A 22703-nucleotide genomic window follows, 5' to 3' on the forward strand; every position below is an offset into this window, starting at 1 on the left:
CTGTATCAATATAATACATTTTTTCAATAGTGTTTTCCTGATAAAAAAGGCTGGAAACTGATAGCGGAAATCATTTGAGCAAAAAGTGCCTATACGTACAACTTCAACCTAGGTTGCTATTCTCAAATGGTTAAAATAATCTAACAGATGGTGAGCCGCCTTTGGTTAAGACTTGTCTTAAAGAGAGCTTTCGTATGTATTTAATTAAATTTATATTCAGCCTGTAGATGGCCAAATATACTATAAATGCATTATAACAAGTGCAGAAATATTATTTTTTCTCTGCTATTATTTGCTCACGATGTTTGTGTTTGGGGTAGTTGAAAAGAAGGGAGGTGAGGATAGGTACGAAAAAAATAAGAACCGTAAGAATAGAAACATACAGATCGGTTTCTTCGCTATTGAGAAAATGATAAAAGCGGCTTGTTTTGTCAAATTCACTGATATAAGCCACCAATAGTTTTATACCCAGTAAAGCAATTACTACAAAAGAAGTTGGTTCCAGAAAAGTAAAGCGTTCCATGAGTTTAACAAATCCCTGCGCCACAAAACGCATAGAGAGGATTCCCAGAAAAACACCGATCCAGATCAGGTAAAGGTTATCGGTAAAAGCAACGGCAGCAAAAACATTATCAATAGAAAAAGCAAGGTCCATAATCTCCACAAATACAACAGTAGCCCAGAATGGACCACCCATCAAGCGCAGCATGGTGCGGTAGACTTTATTGCTGTCTTTATTTAAGGTATCGTCATCATCTTTGGGAGTAGCTCTTGTTTTAAAGTAATTAATGGCCAGCCACAACAAATATAAGCCACCTAGGGCTTTCAGCCATCCGAAATTGATAATCCAGGAAGCGAGTAATAAACACAAACCTCTGAAAACATATGCCCCGATAATGCCATACCGCAAGGCTTTAGCCCGTTGCTGCCTGGGCAAATCCATTACCATAGTAGCCAGCACCGCAGCATTATCTACTGATAACAAACTTTCGATGATAATTAAATTAAGTACCACAAAAGCAGCAGCTTTCAAATCTTGCCCAAATAGCTGCTGTAAAACCTGAATAAGATAATCCATACAATGAACTCAGAATATCTGCAGTGTAAAAGTATATTGCTTATTAAATAATTAAGATTGTGGTTGTTATAATATAAAAGAGTTAGGAATGTTTGGATATGCCGGAAAATGTAAAGTAAGATATGCTGGTTGAATATATGGATAGAATGTGTATAAATTCATTGTTTAGTATAATTGAGTTACTATTATGAAAAAGCCTGTATATGTTTATCCGGTAAAATATGTGTGCCTGTGCTTAATTACTCAAATATAAAAGATATTTGCAGGTTTAAAAACTCTATTACAGAATTCCCAATATGTCTTCCTTGGTTTAGCTTAAAATTAAAATGCCTTTCACATAAATCTCTTTTATAAATAATGCAGTAACGTGCGGTTAGCCAAATTTCTAAGTATCACGTATCCGGCTGTAAATAGAGCTGAATACCAGGAAAAAAATGAATAAGGTTACAGATAAATTTCTGCTAAATTATGAGCTATTTATTTGATGTTAACGTTTAAGGAATATACCCACCTCCTTACTGCCATGAAAAAATTGTACGCTCTAATGGCTGTCAGTCTATGTATTCTGCAAATGGCAGCGGCTCAGGTAAAAAGTAATCTACCCATTTCTAGTAAGCCGGGTACAAAATTCGATATCACCAAAGCGCAGGGAGATGGATTTAAGGCTGAATATTATAATGGCTCCAACTTTGAGCAGAAGGTATTTACCAGGATAGAGAAAACGATTGATTTTGCATTATATGGCCGTGGCCCAGACCCCAGAATTGATCCAGGCTATTTCTCCGTACGATGGACTGGAAAAGTATATGCACCGGAAACTGGAACCTATACCTTTGTTTTTGTGGCTGATGATGGCGTTCGGCTATGGGTAAATAAAAAACTGGTGATTGACCGCTGGTACCTTAACCGCGCTACAGCCTTTACCGGCCAGATTGCTCTTACCGGCAAACAGGTACACGACTTGAAAATAGAATATTCGCAAATGAAACCCAGTGCTGCTGTAGCCAGAGCTTCCTGGGCATTTGAAAAAGAACCTGAACAACCATTTAATCCGAACTATGTATTTAGCTCACCAGAAAAACTTACGCCTGTTGCTACACAAAAGAAAACAACACCAATAGCTGCAGCAAACAAAAAACCTGTGCCCCCTAAAACCGCTCCAGCTAAGACAGAGAAGAAACTAATAGGAGAAGTAAAGCCAGTAGCTAAAAAAGTGGTATCCAAGCCAGCCGAAGATGATGCCAATGACGATGTAGAAACACCTGTATCACAGAAAAAGGAAACGCCCAAACCAGTCATTGAAAAACCAGCACCGCCTGAGGCGGAGACAAAAAAAGAAGCCGCACCGAAAGAAATATTCGAAAACCTGGAGGCAGGAAAATCCATCGTGCTCAATCATATTTTTTTCGACCAGAGCAAACATGAGCTCCGGCCTGAGTCATCTGAAGAACTCGATAAGCTGGTAAATACGCTTCAAAAATATCCCGGAATGAAGATCGCCATCACCGGCCATACCGACAATGTAGGGGACTTCAACCTGAATGTGCAGCTTTCCAGAGATAGAGCCAAATCAGTAGCTGACTATCTGATTGCCAAAGGTATTGCCAGCGATAGGCTTGAATACAAAGGATTTGGCGGTTTGTATCCGGTATCTCCTAATAACACAGAGGATAATAAAAAGAAAAACAGAAGGGTGGAATTTGCAGTGAAGTAATTTTACTCCATAAATTTTCAATAAAGATTAAGATTTACTTTTCAATACAGGCGCTCAGCCATATTAATTATTCCCTGATTTAATTTATTCTAAACACTTGTTTAGCAGACGGTCAGCTCCTATCTTTGCAGGCTCAATTTTTAATAATCCCTATTTTAAGTAAAAACAATTAATCATGGAATTAAAAAACTATGAGACGGTATTCATTTTAACTCCCGTTTTGTCTGATGTCCAGATGAAGGATACTGTCGAAAAATTCAGAAAAGTGCTGACTGACAACGGCGCTGAAATCGTGCATGAAGACAATTGGGGCCTGAAAAAACTGGCCTATCCGATCGGGCACAAAAACACAGGTTTTTATAACCTGATCGAATTCAAAGCACCTACTTCTTTAATTGGCGTTCTGGAAACCGAATACCGCCGGGATGAACGTGTGCTGAGATTCTTAAACACAGCATTAGATAAATTTGCCGTTGATTACAACGACAGAAAAAGAAGAGGTTTAGTAGGAAGAAAAAACACTGAAACGAAGGAGGCACAAGCATGACACTGATGAACGAACCAATGCACAAAAACGAGAATAGAAAGAAATATTGTCGTTTTAAGAAAAATGGTATCCGCTATATCGATTATAAAGATGCCAACTTTTTGCTGAAATTTGTAAACGAACAAGGTAAAATCCTTCCCCGGCGGTTAACCGGTACTAGTTTGAAATTCCAGCGTAAAGTGGCCCAGGCCGTAAAAAGAGCCCGGCATTTAGCCTTGCTTCCTTACGTAACCGATTCTTTAAAATAGATATTTTATGTGTGAGTGAAGAATGCTTATTTCTTCATTGATACGCCAAACATTCAAATTCATTTAAAAATGGAAGTAATATTAAAAGAAGATATAGCCGGACTGGGTTACAAAAACGAAGTGGTACTTGTAAAACCAGGATATGGCCGTAATTACCTGATTCCGCAAGGATATGCCGTGATTGCTAATTCTTCCAATAAAAAAGTAATGGAAGAAAACATTAAGCAGGCTGCGCATAAGGTAGAAAAAATCAGAAAAGATGCACAAGAGTTAGCCGATTCTATCGGAGATACTACCCTGGAGATTCCGGCAAAAGTAGGCGAAAGCGGAAAAATCTTCGGTAAAGTAACTACCCTGCAAATCGCTGATGCCCTGAAAGCCAAAGGCTTTGATGTAGACAGAAAGAAAATCTCTTTCGAATCTGAAGTGAAAACAGAAGGAGATTATACCGTTCTGTTAGACCTGCACAAAGAAGTAAAGCACAAAGTAAACTTCAAAGTTGTAGCTGCCTAATCTTAGTAGTGAGTACTTAGTAGTAAGATTGCTTTGATATCTTCTAAATTTAGTAGCCTATAAAGCTAAAAAGCCGTTAATAATTAACGGCTTTTTAGTTTGCTATAACATTCAGATCAAATCGTTTATAAAAGGAATTCCTTTTAAGATCTTTTAATCTTCATACTTTATACTCAATAACTATTGCTGTGCATTTTCCATCACATGTGGAATTACTTTTACCTGGTAATCCATGGTGTGCGAACCTATCGTTTTAAGTACTCCTTTCAGTGGGCTGCAATCACTATAATCGGCACCATGAGCCGCTTTAATGTGATTTAAATCAGCTAATAAATTATTGGTTGGATCGAAGCCATGCCAGCCATGTCCTGGAATAAAAGCTTCTGCCCAGGCATGCATTACAGCCGCTCCTACAAAATTAGTGTTTCCCTGGTTTAAATAACCGGAAACGTAGCGGCAAGGAATGCGGTTTTTACGGGCCATGGCCAGAAATAAATGCGAATAATCCTGACAAACGCCTTTTTTTAGGAAAATCACCTCATCGGGTGTCGTATGTACATCCGTTGGATCGGTGTCAAATTCCAGCATGTCATAAATATACTGGTTGAGTTGCTGCAAAAAGTCAAATATTGATTGATCGGTTTTGCGGTATAGAATCAGATCGGAATATACATCAGAAATGGTGGTATACTTAGAGTATTCCAGATATAAATGATGGTCTATGTAGAAATCCCGTGACAGCAGACTAGATTGTTCCTCTTTCAGCGAAAGCTGACTGATGTTATACGGATTATGGTGCACTTTTTCGACAGTGGCTTTCATACAAAAAGCAAAGTCGGTAAAAGGCTTAATCGTACGCAAACAAGCCACCTGTAAACCAAAAGGATTGCTGTGAAAGTACAATTCCTCTCCTAAGGTATTGGTAAAGTGAAGCTTGGTTATTTCCTGGGTTGCATCCTTGCAAGGTGCCACCAGAAACTCAAAATAAGCATCTGTTACTTGCGTCTCATATACATTGTGTGTATAATATTCTATCTGGTATTCGGTGGTCATAGGATAATTTCTTTCTTAATAAATTAAATATTTCTCTTCCAGCAGCCTGGCGATGTCGTAGATTTTATTGAGGGTATCACTCAAAAATTCTACTATATCATCTTCCACTTCTTCAATCGTTAAAAACTTATACTGTGTGGCTATTCTTCCGGCCATAAAACTAATAGATCCTTTTCCTGTTTGCCCCTGAAAAGAAATATGCTCAATGGCTTCCTGTACCAGATTCAGGTTATACACAATAGACTTAGGAAAAGCCGGATTGAACAGCAGAAATTCCAGAGAATTGCGCCGGTTAGGATTTGCTTTATAATACCGCTTGTTCATATCGAAAGATTCGGCACTCATCAGTAAGGTAGTCCACTGGTAATTTTCAACCGGACCGCCCAGCTTGGCTGGATCAATCTTATCTATGTCTTTCAATTTGGTAATCAGTATCCTGGCTACCTGAATCGCACGTTCCATATGAATTCCCATCGCTATCAGCATCCATACTTCATTGCGGATCAAGGTGTTATCTATATAGCCTTTGAGAACAGAACTGTTGCCTTCTACCTGCTGTGAAAATTCGTAGATGCCTTCGTCGAGTAATTTTTCTGCATCATAGCTATTCATCGTATGATAAAAGCGGTTGATGGCTTCCCACAATTCAAGAGAAATACAATCTCTGGCTCCTCTGGCATTTTCCCGTATAAATCCAATATTAGAAAGGATAGAGAACGGATTACTCTCATCTAAGGTTACAAAATAAAGTACTTCTTCATCAGTGAGTTGCGGATATTTTTGGTAATAATTAGCTGTGATACCAGCCATGTTGAGGATGGATTCCAGTACAAATTCTTTGGTTTGCGCCAGGGGTGCATCCAGAGAAGATACATATTGTACTTTGGTATATCTGGCCAGATGTTCCGCCCGTTCGATATAGCGGCCCATCCAGAATAAACTGTTCCCGATTCTTGAAAGCATTGAAATAAATAATAGTTGATAAAGTGGATTGGTATATTCGCTTGTTGAAAAATATTCAACAAAAACTATTTGAAACCTTTCATTTCCTGTTTCATCGAGCCCATAGTTTGACTCATCGTATCGCCATTCATACTCTGGTGAATGACTTTTGATTCATAGTCGGACACAACCCAGGTATCTTTAGAGCCTCCGCCTTGAGATGAATTTACAATGAGACTACCCCTGCGGAGCGCTACCCTGGAAAGACCACCTTTGAGCACATACTGTTTATCTTTACCCAATAATGCATAGGTGCGCAGATCAATATGGCGGGGTTCAAAGCGGTTTTCATCTTCAATAAATGTAGCATGTACCGACAGCGACATAATGGGCTGGGCAATATATTTACGGCGGTTAGCAGTGATCACCCGCCTGAAATCTTCCCGTTCCTGTCTAGTGGAGTTGCTACCAATCAGAATACCATAGCCGCCGGATTCGTCTACTGGCTTAATTACCAGTTTTTCCATGTTTTCCAGCACATATTTGTATTCACTGTCAATTTCGCATCGGTAGGTATGTACGTTGTTCAGGATAGGTTCTTCACCCAGGTAATAGCGGATAATATCAGGCACATAGGTATATACTGCTTTATCGTCGGCAGCGCCAGTTCCAGGTGCATTCAGTAAACTTACATTTCCTTCCCGGTAAGCCCCCATCAATCCTGGTACTCCCAGCACCGAATCCGGACGGAAAGCCAGCGGATCAATAAAATCATCATCCACCCGGCGGTAAATCACATCTACCCGTTTAGGACCGTAGATGGTTTTCATGTATACAAAGTTTTTGTCTACAAATAAATCCCGCCCTTCTACCAGAGGTATACCCATATTCAGCGCGAGAAAGGAATGTTCATAATAAGCAGAGTTATACATGCCCGGCGTAAGTATCACACATGTAGGGTTATCTACTCCTTCGGGAGCCACCGATTGCATGGTTGCCAGCAATTGCAGGGAATATTCCTGTACCGAACGTACATTGTATTTGCGGAACAGCGGGAATAAAGTCTTTTTCATAGCTTCCCTGTTAGAAAGCACATAACTTACCCCGGACGGACAACGCACATTATCTTCCAGTACATAATACTCCCCATCGCAGTGTTTGATCAGGTCAGTACCGGAAATGTGGTTGTAAATTTTACCAACTGGCGTAAAACCTAATATAGCTTTTGTATAATGTTTGGAACTGAATATCAATTCGGCCGGTACTACGCCATCTTTCAGAATGAGTTTATCGTGGTAAATGTCGTGGATGAACAGGTTAATGGCCATATTACGCTGGATAATACCTTCTTCCAGCCGTTGCCATTCTTTGCCAGGTATAATTCTGGGGAAAAGATCAAAAGGGAAAATCCGTTCAACGCCTTTGGATTTATCGGAGTATACGGCAAACGTAACGCCCTGGTTAAAAAACGAAACTTTGGCATGTTCATTTAATTCCCTGAAGTCGTCTGCAGAAAATTGAGAGAACTGATCAAGTACCTGCTGATAGTGTGGATTGATCAGGCCGCCATTTTCAAATACCTCATCCAGAAAGTGAGATTGTATCAGGTAATCAGCAAATACACCGCTATTAATTTGCGGAAGAGTTAAAGCGTTCATAATAACTGGGAAAGGTTATACCAATTTACCCAATTAAAATAAGGAAATGCTTTTAAAAAATGAAATATAATTTTACCTATTTCTAAGAATGCATAATTTTATTCCCTTAAAATGAGTTAAATGCAATTTAATATTGGAAGGATTAAAGGTATTGTGCTAGGTTTTAGATGAATCCAGAAACTTATCTAAAAAAGCTTCATCTGCTGATAACCAGAATATGTTTGTTCATGTGCCAGCAACCACTTTTTCCGCCATAAGCCTCCGGCATATCCCACCAGGCTCCCATCATGGCCTATTACCCGGTGGCAGGGGAGAAGAATACATATTTTGTTCTTGCTATTGGTATTGCCAATGGCTCGCATCGCATTCGGGTTGTTTAACTTCCGGGCCATTGCCATATAAGAAGTTGTTTTTCCGAAAGGGATATTTCCCAGTTCATGCCATACCTGCTGCTGGAAAGAAGTGCCTTCCAGCAAAGTAGGAATCGTGAAAGCCTTTCTTGCGCCACGAAAATACTCGTCTAACTGCTCCACACATTCTTTCAGGCAATCTGGCATTGAAACGCTTGGCGCTTTCTCTTTGGTTTCTACAAAGGAAACAGTAGTAACTGCTTTGTCCGTACTGTTGATTTCCATCAATCCAATGGGAGAGGAGAAGAAGGTGGTATAAGGGGATTCCATACAATAAGGATTAACTGTCCCAAATTAGTGATTTTCTAAAAATTTCTTGCTGATTACTTTTCCCTTGAATCTTTCTTTACATTTATGATGGGACTAAAGACACATGACTAGTAAATAGAATTACATGGCCAATTCTTATATAGATTTAAACTGTGATTTAGGGGAAAGTTTTGGCGCGTATCACTTGGGTGCCGATGAGCAGATTTTGCCATATATTAGTTCTGCTAATATTGCCTGCGGTTTCCATGCCGGTGATCCTTCGGTCATGCGGAAAACAGTAAAACTGGCTATGCAGCATAAGGTAGCCATAGGCGCTCATCCTGGCTTGCCGGACCTGGTTGGTTTTGGAAGGCGTATGATGGTGATCTCACCGGAAGAAGCTTTTGATCTAATCGTATACCAGGTAGGGGCGCTTTGGGCATTTGTGCAGGCAGAAGCAGGGAAGTTGCATCATGTGAAACCGCATGGGGCTTTATATAATATGGCAGCAGTTAACGGTAGATTAGCTGAAGCCATTGCCGAAGCCATTTTCAAAGTAAATCCTCAACTCATACTATACGGACTGGCTGGCAGTGAACTCATCAAAGCTGGAAATAAATTAGGTTTACAAACGGCGCAGGAAGTATTTGCCGACCGTACCTATCAGCCAGATGGCACCTTAACACCACGGAATTTGCCTCACGCCCTACTTTCAGACCCAGCACTAGCCGCCAGACAAGTAGTTGATATGGTGAAACAAGGAAAAGTGAAAGCTTTAACAGGAGTGGAAATATCCATTCAAGCAGATACAGTTTGTATTCATGGAGATGGATCACAAGCTGTGACTTTTGTGCATACCATCCGGGAGTTTCTAAGTAGAGAAAGTATAATTATCCGGGCAGTATAATGTATGGCTAAATGGCTATATTGTTACATTAGCTACGCTGAACTTCGTTTGTTGAATGGTTAGATTGTTGATTTCTTTACAGATTAAGGAATATTACTCGCTCATTTACTCAATCTCCTATTCACTCACTAACCCATGACTACTGAACACCGCCGGAACTGGAGCATTGGACTGGGTGCCGCTTTCCTGATGGCAACTTCTGCCGTAGGTCCTGGATTTCTGACCCAAACTACCGTCTTTACCCAGAGTTTAACTGCCAGTTTCGGATTCGTCATCCTGGTTTCTATACTACTAGATATAGGCATACAACTCAATATATGGCGGATCATTGCTGTTTCCGGGAAACGGGCTCAGGAAATTTCCAATACTTTACTACCTGGATTGGGTCTGTTTATTTCTTTTCTGATTGTACTGGGTGGGTTTGCTTTTAATATCGGGAATGTAGCCGGCGCAGGGTTGGGATTGAATGTATTATTTGGACTATCAGTAGAAAATGGCGCTGTTATTACAGCTATTTTAGCGATAGGTATATTTTTGCTGAAAGAAGCCGGAAAAATCATGGACCGCTTTGCCCAAATAATGGGTGCAATAATGATCATTCTAATTATATATGTAGCAATTGTTGCAGAACCTCCGGTGGCAGAAGCTGCCTACCGAACCTTCTGGCCCCAGCAAATTGACCAAATAGCCATTGTAACGCTGGTTGGAGGGACGGTGGGCGGATACATTACATTTGCCGGTGGGCACCGCTTGCTGGATGCTGGAATTCAGGGAAAATCTGTTTTGCCACAAGTAACCATGAGTGCGATATCTGGTATCGGATTGGCTTCAATTATCCGTGTTTTTCTCTTTCTGGCCGCTCTGGGGGTAATTAGCCAAGGCCTTACCTTGGATGCTGAAAATCCGCCTGCATCTGTGTTTAAACTGGCAGCCGGTAGGATAGGATATGCTTTATTTGGAATTGTGATGTTTGCTGCGGCCATCACTTCAGTGGTAGGTTCTGCCTATACGTCAGTTTCTTTTGTCAAATCGTTTCATCCGGCTTTATTTAAATACCAGAATATACTTGTCATCGGATTCATTTTAATTTCAACACTGATTTTTATCAGCATCGGAAGACCAGTAAAACTGCTTATTCTAGCTGGTGCCCTCAACGGACTTATTTTACCTATTACACTGGCTACAATGCTAATTGCTGCTTACCAGTCAAAAATTATAGGTAACTACAAACATCCGATCTGGCTTACCCTATTCGGCTGGCTCATAGTATTACTTATGGCGTATATGGGTGGGTTTACTTTGGTGAATCAATTGGGGGATTTGTGGGGATAATCTTGAAAATAGATGGATTGATTACCTGTTTGTCTCCAAATAGTTAGAAATCTTTAGAGGCATTGACTTTCTAGTCTTTTAAAAATCCTTTTTTTATAAGCTTTGATTTTAATCTTTTTGGCTTGTAATTCTCTATCTTGCTCAACTTTCTTTTGTTCTTCTTCCAAAAGAGGAGAGCGATAATATATCATGGGCAGTAAAACAACATGTAATGGGCAATTACCCTTTATCAGTTCACGCTTAATGAACATTCCTGCGTAATGAACTTCTAACTCTTGACTTTCCTCTGGAATCGAAAAAGTGAATTCTCCATTTTCATTAGTAGCAGTTTTAAATTCAGCATTAAGAGTTTGGATAACTGCTCCGGCTATAGACTGTAAATCTTTATCTATGATTTTTCCGGAGACTGTTATCTGCTGGCTAAATCCGTCAATTATACCTAAATATAAAATTGTAGAGAATAATAGTTTCATTTCTTACACATACAGCTTTTGCGTATTTGCTTTCACCAGATCTGACAGGGTATCTACCCACAACGGATGATTATTGAGGCTTTCTACGAGTTGCCAGTGCTTGCCGCCATTCTTCTCAAACAATTCTTTATATTCTTCGCCTACTTCTATCGTAGTTTCCAGGCAGTCGGCTACGAAAGCAGGAGAAAATGCCAGTACGGATTTTATGCCTTTTTTAGTTAGTTCCAGAATTACATCATCCGTATAAGGTTTTATCCAGGGATCTTTGCCCAGCCGGGACTGAAAGGTAACGGTATACTTGGATTCAGAAATATTTAAGGCTTTGGCAAGCAAACGGGTAGTTTCGAAGCATTGTGCCCGGTAACAGTGCCGGTTTCTGACACCCCAGCTTGCGCAACAATCTCCTTGCAGACAAGTATTACTACTATCGCCTTTGCGGATCTGCCGTTCGGGCAGGCCATGATAGGTAAATATAAAATGATCGTACTTGTATTTCTCCAGGTGTTTTTTGCCTATGCTAGCAAAAGCTTCAATAAACTTGGGATGATTCAGAAAATAATTTACAAAGCTGACCTGCGGAATAATCTGCCAGTTGCTGATGATCCTCATTACCTCTTCATACACAGAACCAGTAGTAGCCGAAGCATATTGCGGAAAAAGCGGAATCACAATAATATGCTCGAAGCCTTTGTTATTAAACTGCTCCAATGCCGATGCAATACTTGGATTCTGGTAGCGCATACCCAACATAACTTTATAGTCAGCACCTAATTGTTGCTGCAACAAGGCTGTTACATCTTCACTGTAAAATTTCAGCGGTGAACCTCTGTCTGTCCATACCTGCTTATATACTTTAGCTGATTTTGGCGACCGGAAAGGAGCAATAATCAGATTCACCAGCATCGCTCTGGAAACAAAAGGAATATCTATCACCCTTCCATCCATTAAAAACTCACGCAGGTATTTGCGTACATCCGGCACCGAAGGGCTGTCTGGGGTTCCCAGGTTTACCAGCAATACCCCAATTCGGGGCGAAACTGAAGTAGTGCCGGTAGAATCAGGTTGCTGCGAAGCGGTGGCTGTAACAGGAGCAGGGCTTATCATAATTAAAAAATATACAGGTCGTGGATTTGCCAGGTAAAATGTTGTAAAACCCGGCTTTCAAATAACCTATTTTGCATTACGAATGTTTCATGATTACCTGTTTTAACACATCCATGCAGAAACAGAATAGCCTTATTCAGATGCATAAAAAGTTATGTGACAAGCCTGGCTTTATCTATATCAAAGCTATTCTATATATACTCGGCTCCTTTAGACTTGGCATCCGCCACAAATTCTTTTACCTTCTGCTCTTCGTCTTTTTTGCAGATCAATAATACATTATCGTATTCAGCGACAATATATCCATCCAGGCCTTGTACCACCACAAGCCGGTCTTTAGGCGTTTTAATAATGCAGTTTTTGGTATCATATAGCATCACCTGGCCATCGATTACATTCTGGGCGGAATCTTTATGCGAAACTTCATACAGCGATTTCCAGGTTCCCAGATCAGACCAGCCAAAATCACTCAGCACTACATACACTTCGTTACTTTTCTCCATGACCCCATTATCTATAGAAATATTCTTACAGAAGGAATAAGTCTTTTTGATGAAAGCTTCTTCTCCATCGGTATAATAAACTTTCTTTCCTCCTTCAAACAAATCAGCCATTTCATCCAGGTGAAGCTGGAAGTTTTTCATAATTGCTTTGGCATTCCATATAAAAATACCGGCATTCCACACATAGTCGCCGCTTTCAAGAAACTGCTGTGCCAGTTCCAGGAAAGGTTTTTCTGTAAACGTTTTTACTTTCTTAATGTCTGCATCGGCATTAGGGATGTATTGAATATAGCCGTAGCCAGTATCAGGCCGGCTGGGTTTAATGCCTAGGGTAATCAGGATATCACGTTTTTCAGTAGCATCCAGCGCTTTTTTAATGGTGCGCTTAAATTCTTCTTCTTTTAATATAATATGGTCGGCAGGTGCTACTACAATATTGGCATGCGGGTTTTTAACTGCAATTTTATAACTGGCATACGCAATACAAGGGGCTGTGTTCCGCCGGGTAGGTTCCAGCAGGATCTGGTCGGGGGTAAGAAAAGGAAGCTGTTTTTGTACGAGATCCTTATAATCGACACTAGTGACAATAAAAATATTTTCGGGAGGACAAATGCCGGTAAAGCGGTCAGCGGTTTGTTGTAATAATGTTTTTCCGGTGCCCAATACATCATGAAATTGCTTGGGGAAGTCTGTACGGCTAAAAGGCCAGAAACGGGTACCTACACCGCCGGCCATAATTACAACATAATTATTCTGTGTCATGGTTTAAAGTTTGAACTGCAAAGGTAAGGATAGTTTTGGTTTTGATGAATGATGTAATTAAAATATAACTATTCTAATATATAATTTTATTATTAGTAGCCTATCTGCAAAATTTTGTATGGTAAAGTGTAAATCCGTATTTTAAACAATTTTATTCAAGCTTTACTATTATATAAGTTGTAAATTGTTAAATTTATAATAATTTGCTGATTTTTAGCAAGTTATTATTTGTGTGGTATTTGCTAAACTGATTTGCAGCTAAGTACAATTCTATAGCCAGAACAGATGATGCAATAAGCTTAGTTCTTCGTACTGGAGAAAAGTATTTTTATAAAGAATATAATTTCTTCCTGATAAAGCTTTAATTTTTTATTTGTACTTAATATTTTTTATTAACTTCAAATTATATTTTTGTTATTATGTAACTTTGGAAACAAAGATAGAAAAAGCGATACATTTTGTTTAAGTAGTTTGAAAGATGTTAACAGAACAAGCACCGAATCTTAAAGATAAGCTCAAGGAAATATTTGGTTACAGCCAGTTTAGAGGCAACCAGGAAATCATCATTCAAAATATTCTGGCTGGCAGGAATACATTTGTGATCATGCCGACCGGTGCAGGGAAATCGCTTTGCTACCAGTTACCTGCGCTTTCGACCACAGGTACAGCTATTGTTATCTCGCCTCTTATTGCGCTGATGAAAAATCAGGTGGATCAGCTGAATGCAGTTGGGGTGAATGCACAATTTTTAAACTCTACCCTGAGTAAAGCTGAAATTACCAAAGTTAAAAAAGATACGCTCACTGGCGCCATTAAACTTTTATATGTAGCCCCTGAGTCACTCACCAAAGAGGAGAATGTGGCTTTTCTGCAAAAGGCCAATATCTCATTTGTAGCGATCGATGAAGCCCATTGTATTTCAGAATGGGGCCACGATTTCCGCCCGGAATACCGCAAGATCAAAACGATTATTGATAACCTGGGAAACCTGCCTGTGATTGCCCTTACGGCTACCGCTACCCCTAAGGTGCAGCTCGATATACAGAAAAACCTTCAGATGGAAGAGGCTGCGGTATTTAAATCTTCTTTCAACCGGAAAAACCTGTATTATGAGATCAGGCCGAAAACCGACACCAAGAAGCAGTTGATTAAATACATTAAAAATCATAAGGGCAAATCAGGAATTGTGTATTGCCTGAGCCGCAAGAAAGTAGAAGAAATTTCCGAACTGCTCAATGTAAATGATATTAAGACACTGCCCTATCATGCCGGTCTTGATCCGCAGGTGCGCATGAATAACCAGGATGCTTTCCTAAATGAGGAAGTGGATGTAATTGTAGCCACCATTGCGTTTGGAATGGGTATAGATAAGCCCGATGTGCGTTTTGTGATCCATTATGATGCGCCTAAATCACTGGAGGGCTACTATCAGGAAACCGGACGGGCCGGAAGGGATGGCCTGGAAGGCAACTGTATTATGTTTTACAGCTACAATGATATTTTGAAGCTGGAAAAATTTAACAAAGATAAGCCGGTTACCGAAAGGGATAATGCCAAACACCTGCTTCAGGAAATGGCCGCCTATGCTGAGTCTTCGGTGTGCCGCAGAAGGCAACTGCTGCATTATTTTGGCGAACATTTAGACAAAGACTGTGGTTTTTGCGACAATTGCCTGAAACCCAAAGAGAAATTTGAAGCTCCGGATGAAGTAGCACTGGCGGTTAAAGCGGTCTTACAAACCGATCAGCGTTTTGGCGTACAGCACCTGGCTGATGTATTAAGAGGGGTTGAAAATCAGTATGTAATCAGTTACAAACATAATAAGTTAGAAGTATTCGGACAGGGAGCCGTGCATGAAAATGCTTACTGGCTATCACTGTACAGACAGATACTGATATATGATTTCTTAGATAAGGACATCGATAATTATGGCGTGCTGAAAGTGACCGAAAAGGGGATGGACTTTGTAGAAAATCCGTATCCGGTTACGCTTTCTAAAGATCACGATTACTCTAACGTTACGGAAGAGGAAGACGACGATAAGGATACGCCAGCTAATACTTCTGCCAAAGCCCATGATCAGGTATTATTTGATCTGTTGAAAGGCTTACGGAAAAAAATCGCGAAAGAGAAAAACCTGCCGCCTTATGTCATTTTCCAGGACCCTTCTCTGGAAGAGATGGCTACTACCTATCCTACAACCAAGGAAGAACTAAGCCAGATCAATGGGGTGGGTATGGGTAAAGTGGTTAAGTTTGGCAAACCATTTATTGATCTGATCGCCAAATATGTGGAGGAGAATGATATAGAAACGGCCTCCGATGTAGTGGTAAAATCTACCGTAAATAAATCCAAGATCAAGATTTTTATTATTCAGCAGGTAGACCGTAAGATTGACCTGGAAGAAATTGCTGAATCTAAAGACCTGGATATGGCTGAACTGCTGGAGGAAATTGAACACATCTGTTATTCTGGTACCCGGCTCAACCTGGATTATTATATTGACCAGGTGATGGATACAGACCGGCAGGACGAAATATTTGATTATTTTATGGGTGCCGAGACAGATAATATTCAGATGGCGCTTGGTAAACTTGGTGACGATTTTTCAGAAGAAGAACTGCGGCTGATGCGGATTAAATTTATTTCTGAAGTAGCAAATTAAATAATGCAAAATTAAAAATGGAGAATTAGCAAAGTTTATACTTTATATTCTCCATTTTTAATTTTCACCTTTCAATTAATTAAATGAACATACTTATACTTGGATCGGGGGGAAGAGAACATGCTTTTGCCTGGAAAATGGCACAAAGCCCTTTATGCAGCCGTTTATTTGTAGCGCCCGGCAATGCCGGAACTGCTCAGATAGCCCAGAATGTAGCACTGTCTGTAAATGATTTTGAAGGTATTGCCCATTTTGCCCTTCAACAGCAAATAACCCTGATTGTGGTAGGTCCGGAAGAACCACTCGTACGAGGTATCCGGGATTATTTTAGTGTACGGCCTGAACTCAGCCAGATTGGCCTGATTGGCCCGGATAAACATGGGGCTATGCTGGAAGGAAGCAAAGATTTTGCAAAAGCCTTCATGCGGCAAAACCATATTCCTACCGCTGGTTCACGCACATTTACTGCTGCTACATTACAGGAAGGCTTACACTATTTATCTACGCATTCTTTGCCGATTGTACTGAAAGCCGATGGCCTTGCCGCTGGTAAAGGGGTGATTATTGCCAGTACCCTGGAGGATGCCAAAGAATCCTTGTACGATATGCTGGCCAATAAAAAGTTTGGCGAAGCCAGTGCCAGTGTAGTGATAGAAGAATTTTTGTCTGGCATCGAATTATCCGTATTTGTGCTGACGGATGGCAAGACATATAAAATTTTGCCGGAAGCCAAAGATTACAAGCGGATAGGAGAGGGAGATATCGGATTAAATACCGGTGGTATGGGTGCAGTATCACCAGTTCCATTTGCAGATGCTGCGTTTATGCAGAAAGTAGAAGAACGGATTGTAAAGCCTACCATTAGCGGATTACATGAGGCAAAGGTGAACTATTGTGGGTTTATTTTCATTGGATTAATGAACGTGGCTGGCGAGCCATACGTAATTGAATATAATGTGCGCATGGGCGATCCGGAAACAGAAGTAGTAATACCCAGGATAAAATCCGATCTGGTGGAATTATTTCAGGTGGTAGCGCAAGGAAAACTTGCAGACATAGGGATTGAGATCGAAGAAAAGGCGGCTGCAACCGTAATGCTGGTATCGGGGGGGTATCCGGAGGCATACGAAAAGAATAAAGTAATTACTGGTTTAGCCCAAACTGAGGATGTACTGGTTTTTCATGCCGCTACGAAAACTACGGCCGACGGAAATATTCTTACAGATGGTGGACGAGTACTCACGGTAACAGGAATGGATGCTGAGCTGGAAAATGCTTTGCAAAAAGCCAAAAAAGCAGCTGGCGTGATTACCTGGGAGAAAAAATATTATAGAAAAGATATAGGATTGGATATTTTACAGTATAAATCGATTAATATCAATGAATAATTACTAAATTACCCGTTGCCATGCAGGTGTCAGGAGATTGTAAAAATAGTATGGCTTGTTTACCTGTCACTGGCAAAAGGTAATTTTTCTGGCTTTGTAGGTACGTATAAAATATGCGTGCTGAATAAATTATATAGATTATGGGATGCAAAAGTTGTTCGTCCGGAGGCTGTGGCACAAAAACAGCGGATGGAACCGTATCAGGCTGCCGTAACAATGGTGCTTGCGGCACTGGCGGGTGTAATAAAATGAATGTGTTTGACTGGCTGAGTAATATGGATTTACCACTCGCCAGCCGTTTTAATATCGTAGAAGTACGTTTCAAGGGAGGCCGTAAGGAGTTTTTCCGTAATGCAGAAAATCTGGAACTCTATGCCGGAGATCCGGTGATTGTAGACGTTCCTAATGGTCATCATATGGGCTATGTTTCTTTGCAGGGAGAACTGGTTCGTTTACAGATGATCAAAAAATCTGTGAAAGAAACCGACGAAATCCGGACTATTTATAGAGTGGCTTCTTCGAAAGACCTCGAAAAATATGAGCAGGTAAAACTCCGTGAAATGCCTACCCTGTTTCGTACCCGTCAGATTGCCGATGAACTGAAGCTGAATATGAAGCTTTCAGATGTTGAATACCAAGCAGATAATACCAAAGCTACTTTTTATTATTCAGCAGAAGAAAGGGTTGACTTCAGGGAGTTGATCAAGGTACTGGCCGGCGAATTTAAAATCAGGGTGGAAATGAAGCAGATCAGCCTGAGGCAGGAAGCCGGACGTTTGGGCGGTATTGGTTCCTGCGGCCGCGAATTATGCTGTTCTACCTGGCTTGCCGATTTTAAAAGTGTATCTACTGCAGCCGCCCGTTATCAGAATCTTTCGCTCAATCCCAGTAAGTTATCCGGGCAGTGTGGCCGGCTTAAATGCTGCTTAAATTACGAGCTGGATACCTATATGGAAGCCCTGAAAGATATTCCCACGATAGAAGAGCCTCTGCTGACAGAAAAGGGCCCGGTTTTTCTTCAGAAAACAGATATTTTCAAAAAGCTCCTCTGGTTTGGCTATCATAACGAAAGTACCTGGATTCCTTTAACGGTAAACCGGGTGAACGAAATTCTGGCGATGAATAAAAAAGGAGTGAAGCCAGTTTCACTGGAGGAGAACGATGGAACGCCGAAAAAAGAAGTACCTGTATCAGCTGTTTCAGTGGTAGAAAATGACCTGGAACGTTTTGATAAAAAGAATATCAAATCAGGTAAGCCTAAAAAGAAGAAAAAGAAAAAGAAACCTAAAACTAGTCCGGAAGCAGGCAAGGCCTGATTTACATACGCTCAAAAACAATAGTGATCCTGCAGAAGTACATTTTTGCAGGATTTTTATTTGTTCAATTTCTGTAGCCAGGCTTCCTTTTGCAGAAATATTTTCTCATTTTACCCATTGATAAACGTGAATAACTAAATTCGGCTTTGTTTAATGGCTCAGATATATGGCAAACAATAAACCTACATTTAACCGGAGAGAATTTGTTAAAAAGACAAGTATACTAGGCGCCGGACTGGGAATAGCGGCGCATACTGCATTTGCTGCACCAGCAGTAAAACCTCAGAATAAACTACCTAAATGGAAAGGCTTTAATTTACTTGATTTTTTCTCACCTGATCCTGCTAATACCCGCAAACCTACTACTGAAGATCAACTGCGCTGGATGGCAGACTGGGGCTTCGATTTTATACGAATACCGATGGCCTACCCCTTTTACCTGAATATTGACCGCAGCCGCAATATTACCCCGGATGAGGTGTATAAGATAGATGAAAAGCAGGTAGACAAGATTGACAAGCTGGTGCAAACAGCGCATAAGCATAACCTGCACGTAAGTTTAAACCTGCACCGGGCACCAGGATATTGTGTGAATGCCGGTTTTCATGAGCCGTATAATTTGTGGAAAGACCAGCAGGCTCAGGAAGCATTTAATTTTCACTGGAATATGTGGGCCAAACGGTATAAGAATGTTTCTTCCAAAAAAATCAGCTTTGACCTTGTGAATGAACCGAGCATGCGCGAAGATATGAACGACCAGCATTCCAAACGAAGCACCGTTCCGGGAGAGGTGTACCGAAAAGTAGCCAAAGCCGCTGCAGAATCGATCCGGAAGGAGAATGCCGGTCACCTGGTGATCGCCGATGGCAATGATGTAGGTAGCAAAGTGATCCCCGAAATTACGGATCTGAACATTGCCCAGAGCTGCAGGGGCTATCATCCCGGAATCATTTCACATTATAAAGCACCCTGGGCGAATAAGGACCCTGAAAATCTGCCGGAACCAAAATGGCCGGGACAGGTAGGCGATAAATACCTGAGCCGTGCTATGCTGGAAGAATTTTACAAACCCTGGATAGGATTGGTAAACCAGGGAGTGGGCGTACATTGCGGGGAATGCGGCTGCTGGAATAAAACGCCTCATGCTGTATTTCTGGCCTGGTTTGCAGATGTACTGGATATTCTTTCCAGTCATGGAATAGGCTTTGCGCTCTGGGAGTTCAGGGGAGATTTTGGTATTCTGGATTCGGGCCGTTCAGATATAGCTTATGAAGACTGGCATGGATACAAACTTGACCGTAAGTTGCTTACCTTATTAATGAAAGCATAATAGGTTTTCTCTAAAGGGATTTCCTTACATGCTAGCAATCTCTGTTGATTATATATTAATTTTGGCAAAAGATGATTATATAGATAAAATTGTATATTCATCTTTTTGTTTTATTAACCCTGATCGTTACATACCAGATATGAAGTATTGGCTCTATGTTTTTTCTTTGCTGATTATTTGTGCGGCCTGCGACCCTAGCCGGGTTTATGAAGAAAACCATACCATCGAAAAAAACCTGTGGTACATTGATACAATGCTTACTTTTACCTTCACGATAGAAGATACCACTGTTCCTTATAATATCTATTACAACGTCCGCAATGCCGTTTCCTATCCTTATCATAATCTTTATTTGACCTATTATTTGTATGATGAGCAGGGGAAGCAACTTTCGGGCCGGTTGCAGGACCTGACCTTATTTGATGCCACTACAGGTAAACCATTGGGCGATGGCCTGGGTGATATTTTTGATCACCAGATTCTATCTATGCCTGCCTATTCATTCAAACGGAAAGGTACATATACCTTCAAAGTCAAGCAATATATGCGCCAGGACCCTTTACCGGATATTATGAGCGTAGGCATCCGGGTAGAAAAAGCTACTAAACCTAATGCCTGATCGTACTAGAATAACTTACCAATCTCTGGTCATTCTTTGTTATGCAGCGAACATAATGTACAGATTGCAGTTAACTATGCAGGTAAACCGGAAGCCTGAGAAATTTTCATTCTAAGGTAAAATTGTGCACCTTGCAGGTATTGTGAACGTAGGTGCAAAATAAAAATCTTCAGTTAAATCTGAGGCGGAAAGTGTGTGTCACCTGAAGCTGTATGAAAAAAACACTCCCATTATTTCCTTTAAATCTGGTTGTTTTCCCGAATGAGAAACTCAACCTGCATATTTTTGAGCCCCGCTATCGGCAATTGATTGGAGAATGTCTGGAACAGGAATCTAATTTCGGAATACCGGCTTTTATTAATAACAAAATTGAAAGCTATGGTACAGAAATGAAAATTGTAGCACTAAACCAAGTATATGAAGATGGCCGGATGGATATAGAAACGCAGGGCGTACATATATTTAAGTTGCTTAATTTTGATAACCCTTTCGAAGATAAGCTTTATGCCGGAGGGGAAGTGGAAATAGTAGACCTGCTGGATGATACCTCAGAAGATATTTTTAAGGAGTTAGTGCAGTCGCTGAAACGGCTTTATGAACTGCTGCAACTGAATCTGGATCTGAATTTCAGGTCGTACCAGTTTATCTCGTTTGAAATGGCACACAAGGTTGGTTTGTCAGTAGAGCAGGAATATGAACTGCTTACTATCCCTTCCGAATCCGACAGGCAATTGTATTTACTTTCCCACTTAAAAAGGGCGATACCGATTATTTATGACATGGAACGTACCAAAGAACGGGTACGCATGAACGGCCATTTCCGCCATTTTGATCCGCTTAATTTCTGAAAGTCTGTTAACAGCTGGCAACATACAATCTTCTGATATTGCCTGGCAGATTTTTTCTTCTTTTAGTTTTGAATTGAATGTATCGTATCAGATGCAACTTTGCGCCTTAAGCTATCACTGAGGCGATGAGCCGGATACGCTAGGGGGATCAGTTTAGGTGGCATTGGCATTCCCTGCCGCTTTTTACATGATTTTAGCTATTTGTGCTAACAACTGTGCACAAGGTATAAATAGCAACTGCGCCAATACTGTGCCTAACAACCGTGCTACTACCATGTAAATGACATATTTTCTGAATGTATTCTCTGCACATTTGCCTATCACTACATCATCAGTCATGGCAGATAAATGCGGATCAACAAAGGTGAACATCAAAATAGTAGCAAACCCATTGATAAAAGCTGATAGGTTGCTGGCTGTGGTTCTATATTCGGGGATGATGTAGCCTGCATAAACGGCTGACAAGACTCCTACGGTCACAATGGCTACTGCGAATACATTCAATATGAAAATATTCCATGGAAACCCCCTGCCTATTTCCAGTTGTGTCAGGTTCGCTTTGACAGGCATGGTTAAGCTTTCTTTAAATTGCAGAATACCGTCTTTAGAAAAGCCATATAAAAGCAGCTTAGGCACAGATTTATGCACACTGAATTGCAAAACTGCTTTGGATAACACACGCTGAAAAGTAGGAATCAGCGCAGCTCCTACCAAGGTAGCAAGCGTACAGGAAAGAATAATATAACGAAAGGGGGTACTATTCTCTAAAATACCTAATTTGATGTCCTGTTCAACCGTTTTAGCAAGTAGTGGTGCTTGAAAACCATTAGCTGTTCTGGATACCAATACCAAAATACTGAAGAGGGCGAATGAAATAGCAATTCTACCGGTTCTGATCCCTACTATCCTGACTGAATAGGATAAAGTCGTAACCAAATTAATTACAAAAGTAAGGACAAGAACAATAGTGATTTGCAGGGACATCTATTCTTTTCTTTTAGCTTGTAGGTAACAGATCATTAGCCTACGCAAACCTAAGCTTCT

21 protein-coding genes are annotated in these 22703 nt (G+C 40.6%); 12 read left to right on the forward strand and 9 right to left on the reverse strand.

Features of this window, described 5'->3' with window-relative positions; translation table 11 throughout:
• Positions 1-271: 271 nt before the first annotated feature.
• Entirely contained in the window at positions 272-1078 is an 807-nt protein-coding gene (locus GXP67_RS23420) for a MeeY/MeeF family manganese export membrane protein (RefSeq protein WP_162445359.1), read from the reverse strand.
• A 523-nt stretch (positions 1079-1601) separates the two neighbouring features.
• On the opposite strand from GXP67_RS23420, the gene GXP67_RS37505 reads away from it, so the two are divergent.
• The 4 genes from GXP67_RS37505 (at position 1602) to rplI (ending at position 4100) form a co-directional block, all read left to right on the forward strand.
• A complete protein-coding gene (locus GXP67_RS37505; protein ID WP_232064547.1) occupies positions 1602-2792 on the forward strand; it encodes a PA14 domain-containing protein in 1191 nt (396 codons plus the stop codon).
• A gap of 175 nt (positions 2793-2967) precedes the next feature.
• Positions 2968-3339, forward strand: coding sequence for a 30S ribosomal protein S6 (gene rpsF / locus GXP67_RS23430; RefSeq protein ID WP_162445360.1), 372 nt, complete (start codon positions 2968-2970; stop codon positions 3337-3339).
• On the forward strand, positions 3336-3587 hold the full coding sequence (gene rpsR / locus GXP67_RS23435) for a 30S ribosomal protein S18 (protein WP_162445361.1): 252 nt from the start codon (positions 3336-3338) through the stop codon (positions 3585-3587). Before rpsF ends, rpsR begins: the two co-directional genes overlap by 4 nt.
• Positions 3588-3656: 69 nt before the next feature.
• Positions 3657-4100: a 50S ribosomal protein L9 gene (gene rplI, locus GXP67_RS23440; RefSeq protein WP_162445362.1), complete on the forward strand. Its 444-nt coding sequence runs from the start codon at positions 3657-3659 to the stop codon at positions 4098-4100.
• Between the two features lie 180 nt (positions 4101-4280).
• Here the strand turns inward: rplI and GXP67_RS23445 are convergent, their stop codons facing one another.
• The 4 genes from GXP67_RS23445 to GXP67_RS23460 all read right to left on the reverse strand — a co-directional run bounded on the left by GXP67_RS23445 (position 4281) and on the right by GXP67_RS23460 (position 8433).
• Positions 4281-5153 (reverse strand): transglutaminase-like domain-containing protein, encoded by an 873-nt coding sequence (locus GXP67_RS23445; RefSeq protein ID WP_162445363.1) that lies wholly within the window; start codon positions 5151-5153, stop codon positions 4281-4283.
• A 15-nt stretch (positions 5154-5168) separates the two neighbouring features.
• Positions 5169-6116 (reverse strand): alpha-E domain-containing protein, encoded by a 948-nt coding sequence (locus GXP67_RS23450; RefSeq protein ID WP_162445364.1) that lies wholly within the window; start codon positions 6114-6116, stop codon positions 5169-5171.
• 65 nt (positions 6117-6181) lie between these two features.
• Complete coding sequence (locus GXP67_RS23455; RefSeq protein WP_162445365.1) at positions 6182-7753, reverse strand: circularly permuted type 2 ATP-grasp protein; 1572 nt, start codon at positions 7751-7753, stop codon at positions 6182-6184.
• A 185-nt stretch (positions 7754-7938) separates the two neighbouring features.
• A complete protein-coding gene (locus tag GXP67_RS23460) occupies positions 7939-8433 on the reverse strand; it encodes a methylated-DNA--[protein]-cysteine S-methyltransferase (RefSeq protein ID WP_162445366.1) in 495 nt (164 codons plus the stop codon).
• A 124-nt stretch (positions 8434-8557) separates the two neighbouring features.
• Between GXP67_RS23460 and GXP67_RS23465 the strand changes: the two genes are divergently transcribed.
• Both GXP67_RS23465 and GXP67_RS23470 read left to right on the forward strand, forming a co-directional pair.
• Complete coding sequence (locus GXP67_RS23465) at positions 8558-9319, forward strand: LamB/YcsF family protein (RefSeq protein WP_162445367.1); 762 nt, start codon at positions 8558-8560, stop codon at positions 9317-9319.
• Positions 9320-9454: 135 nt separating this feature from the next.
• On the forward strand, positions 9455-10651 hold the full coding sequence (locus GXP67_RS23470) for an NRAMP family divalent metal transporter (protein ID WP_162445368.1): 1197 nt from the start codon (positions 9455-9457) through the stop codon (positions 10649-10651).
• A gap of 53 nt (positions 10652-10704) precedes the next feature.
• Here GXP67_RS23470 and GXP67_RS23475 read toward each other — a convergent pair whose 3' ends face one another.
• The 3 genes from GXP67_RS23475 to GXP67_RS23485 form a co-directional block, all read right to left on the reverse strand.
• Positions 10705-11124, reverse strand: a complete 420-nt coding sequence (locus tag GXP67_RS23475) for a carboxypeptidase-like regulatory domain-containing protein (protein ID WP_162445369.1) — start codon at positions 11122-11124, stop codon at positions 10705-10707.
• A gap of 3 nt (positions 11125-11127) precedes the next feature.
• The gene (hemH, locus tag GXP67_RS23480; RefSeq protein WP_162445370.1) at positions 11128-12228 is read right to left on the reverse strand and encodes a ferrochelatase; all 1101 of its coding nucleotides are present in this window, start codon (positions 12226-12228) and stop codon (positions 11128-11130) included.
• 191 nt (positions 12229-12419) lie between these two features.
• On the reverse strand, positions 12420-13493 hold the full coding sequence (locus GXP67_RS23485) for a mannose-1-phosphate guanylyltransferase (protein ID WP_232064548.1): 1074 nt from the start codon (positions 13491-13493) through the stop codon (positions 12420-12422).
• 478 nt (positions 13494-13971) lie between these two features.
• Between GXP67_RS23485 and recQ the strand changes: the two genes are divergently transcribed.
• From recQ to GXP67_RS23515, 6 genes are all read left to right on the forward strand, one after another.
• Positions 13972-16158: a DNA helicase RecQ gene (gene recQ / locus GXP67_RS23490; RefSeq protein ID WP_162445371.1), complete on the forward strand. Its 2187-nt coding sequence runs from the start codon at positions 13972-13974 to the stop codon at positions 16156-16158.
• 83 nt (positions 16159-16241) lie between these two features.
• Positions 16242-17546 (forward strand): phosphoribosylamine--glycine ligase, encoded by a 1305-nt coding sequence (gene purD / locus GXP67_RS23495; protein WP_162445372.1) that lies wholly within the window; start codon positions 16242-16244, stop codon positions 17544-17546.
• A gap of 140 nt (positions 17547-17686) precedes the next feature.
• The gene (locus GXP67_RS23500) at positions 17687-18862 is read left to right on the forward strand and encodes a PSP1 domain-containing protein (protein ID WP_162445373.1); all 1176 of its coding nucleotides are present in this window, start codon (positions 17687-17689) and stop codon (positions 18860-18862) included.
• A 166-nt stretch (positions 18863-19028) separates the two neighbouring features.
• On the forward strand, positions 19029-20192 hold the full coding sequence (locus tag GXP67_RS23505) for a glycoside hydrolase family 5 protein (protein WP_162445374.1): 1164 nt from the start codon (positions 19029-19031) through the stop codon (positions 20190-20192).
• Between the two features lie 139 nt (positions 20193-20331).
• Positions 20332-20811: a gliding motility lipoprotein GldH gene (locus GXP67_RS23510; RefSeq protein ID WP_162445375.1), complete on the forward strand. Its 480-nt coding sequence runs from the start codon at positions 20332-20334 to the stop codon at positions 20809-20811.
• Between the two features lie 212 nt (positions 20812-21023).
• Positions 21024-21659 carry an LON peptidase substrate-binding domain-containing protein gene (locus tag GXP67_RS23515; protein WP_162445376.1) on the forward strand — a complete coding sequence of 212 codons (636 nt, stop codon included), beginning with the start codon at positions 21024-21026 and terminating at the stop codon, positions 21657-21659.
• A 183-nt stretch (positions 21660-21842) separates the two neighbouring features.
• Here the strand turns inward: GXP67_RS23515 and GXP67_RS23520 are convergent, their stop codons facing one another.
• Positions 21843-22643 carry a lipid II flippase Amj family protein gene (locus GXP67_RS23520; protein WP_162445377.1) on the reverse strand — a complete coding sequence of 267 codons (801 nt, stop codon included), beginning with the start codon at positions 22641-22643 and terminating at the stop codon, positions 21843-21845.
• Between the last annotated feature and the right edge of the window lie 60 nt (positions 22644-22703).

Source organism: Rhodocytophaga rosea (genome assembly GCF_010119975.1).
GTDB classification, from domain to species: Bacteria; Bacteroidota; Bacteroidia; order Cytophagales; family 172606-1; genus Rhodocytophaga; species Rhodocytophaga rosea.

Bases quoted from the DNA above. Each gene is read 5' to 3' on its own strand.
- GXP67_RS23420 (WP_162445359.1), bottom strand. From the start codon at position 1,078: ATGGATTATCTTATTCAGGTTTTACAGCAGCTATTTGGGCAAGATTTG.
- GXP67_RS37505 (WP_232064547.1), top strand. From the start codon at position 1,602: ATGAAAAAATTGTACGCTCTAATGGCTGTCAGTCTATGTATTCTGCAA.
- rpsF (WP_162445360.1), top strand. From the start codon at position 2,968: ATGGAATTAAAAAACTATGAGACGGTATTCATTTTAACTCCCGTTTTG.
- rpsR (WP_162445361.1), top strand. From the start codon at position 3,336: ATGACACTGATGAACGAACCAATGCACAAAAACGAGAATAGAAAGAAA.
- rplI (WP_162445362.1), top strand. From the start codon at position 3,657: ATGGAAGTAATATTAAAAGAAGATATAGCCGGACTGGGTTACAAAAAC.
- GXP67_RS23445 (WP_162445363.1), bottom strand. From the start codon at position 5,153: ATGACCACCGAATACCAGATAGAATATTATACACACAATGTATATGAG.
- GXP67_RS23450 (WP_162445364.1), bottom strand. From the start codon at position 6,116: ATGCTTTCAAGAATCGGGAACAGTTTATTCTGGATGGGCCGCTATATC.
- GXP67_RS23455 (WP_162445365.1), bottom strand. From the start codon at position 7,753: ATGAACGCTTTAACTCTTCCGCAAATTAATAGCGGTGTATTTGCTGAT.
- GXP67_RS23460 (WP_162445366.1), bottom strand. From the start codon at position 8,433: ATGGAATCCCCTTATACCACCTTCTTCTCCTCTCCCATTGGATTGATG.
- GXP67_RS23465 (WP_162445367.1), top strand. From the start codon at position 8,558: ATGGCCAATTCTTATATAGATTTAAACTGTGATTTAGGGGAAAGTTTT.
- GXP67_RS23470 (WP_162445368.1), top strand. From the start codon at position 9,455: ATGACTACTGAACACCGCCGGAACTGGAGCATTGGACTGGGTGCCGCT.
- GXP67_RS23475 (WP_162445369.1), bottom strand. From the start codon at position 11,124: ATGAAACTATTATTCTCTACAATTTTATATTTAGGTATAATTGACGGA.
- hemH (WP_162445370.1), bottom strand. From the start codon at position 12,228: ATGATAAGCCCTGCTCCTGTTACAGCCACCGCTTCGCAGCAACCTGAT.
- GXP67_RS23485 (WP_232064548.1), bottom strand. From the start codon at position 13,493: ATGACACAGAATAATTATGTTGTAATTATGGCCGGCGGTGTAGGTACC.
- recQ (WP_162445371.1), top strand. From the start codon at position 13,972: ATGTTAACAGAACAAGCACCGAATCTTAAAGATAAGCTCAAGGAAATA.
- purD (WP_162445372.1), top strand. From the start codon at position 16,242: ATGAACATACTTATACTTGGATCGGGGGGAAGAGAACATGCTTTTGCC.
- GXP67_RS23500 (WP_162445373.1), top strand. From the start codon at position 17,687: ATGGGATGCAAAAGTTGTTCGTCCGGAGGCTGTGGCACAAAAACAGCG.
- GXP67_RS23505 (WP_162445374.1), top strand. From the start codon at position 19,029: ATGGCAAACAATAAACCTACATTTAACCGGAGAGAATTTGTTAAAAAG.
- GXP67_RS23510 (WP_162445375.1), top strand. From the start codon at position 20,332: ATGAAGTATTGGCTCTATGTTTTTTCTTTGCTGATTATTTGTGCGGCC.
- GXP67_RS23515 (WP_162445376.1), top strand. From the start codon at position 21,024: ATGAAAAAAACACTCCCATTATTTCCTTTAAATCTGGTTGTTTTCCCG.
- GXP67_RS23520 (WP_162445377.1), bottom strand. From the start codon at position 22,643: ATGTCCCTGCAAATCACTATTGTTCTTGTCCTTACTTTTGTAATTAAT.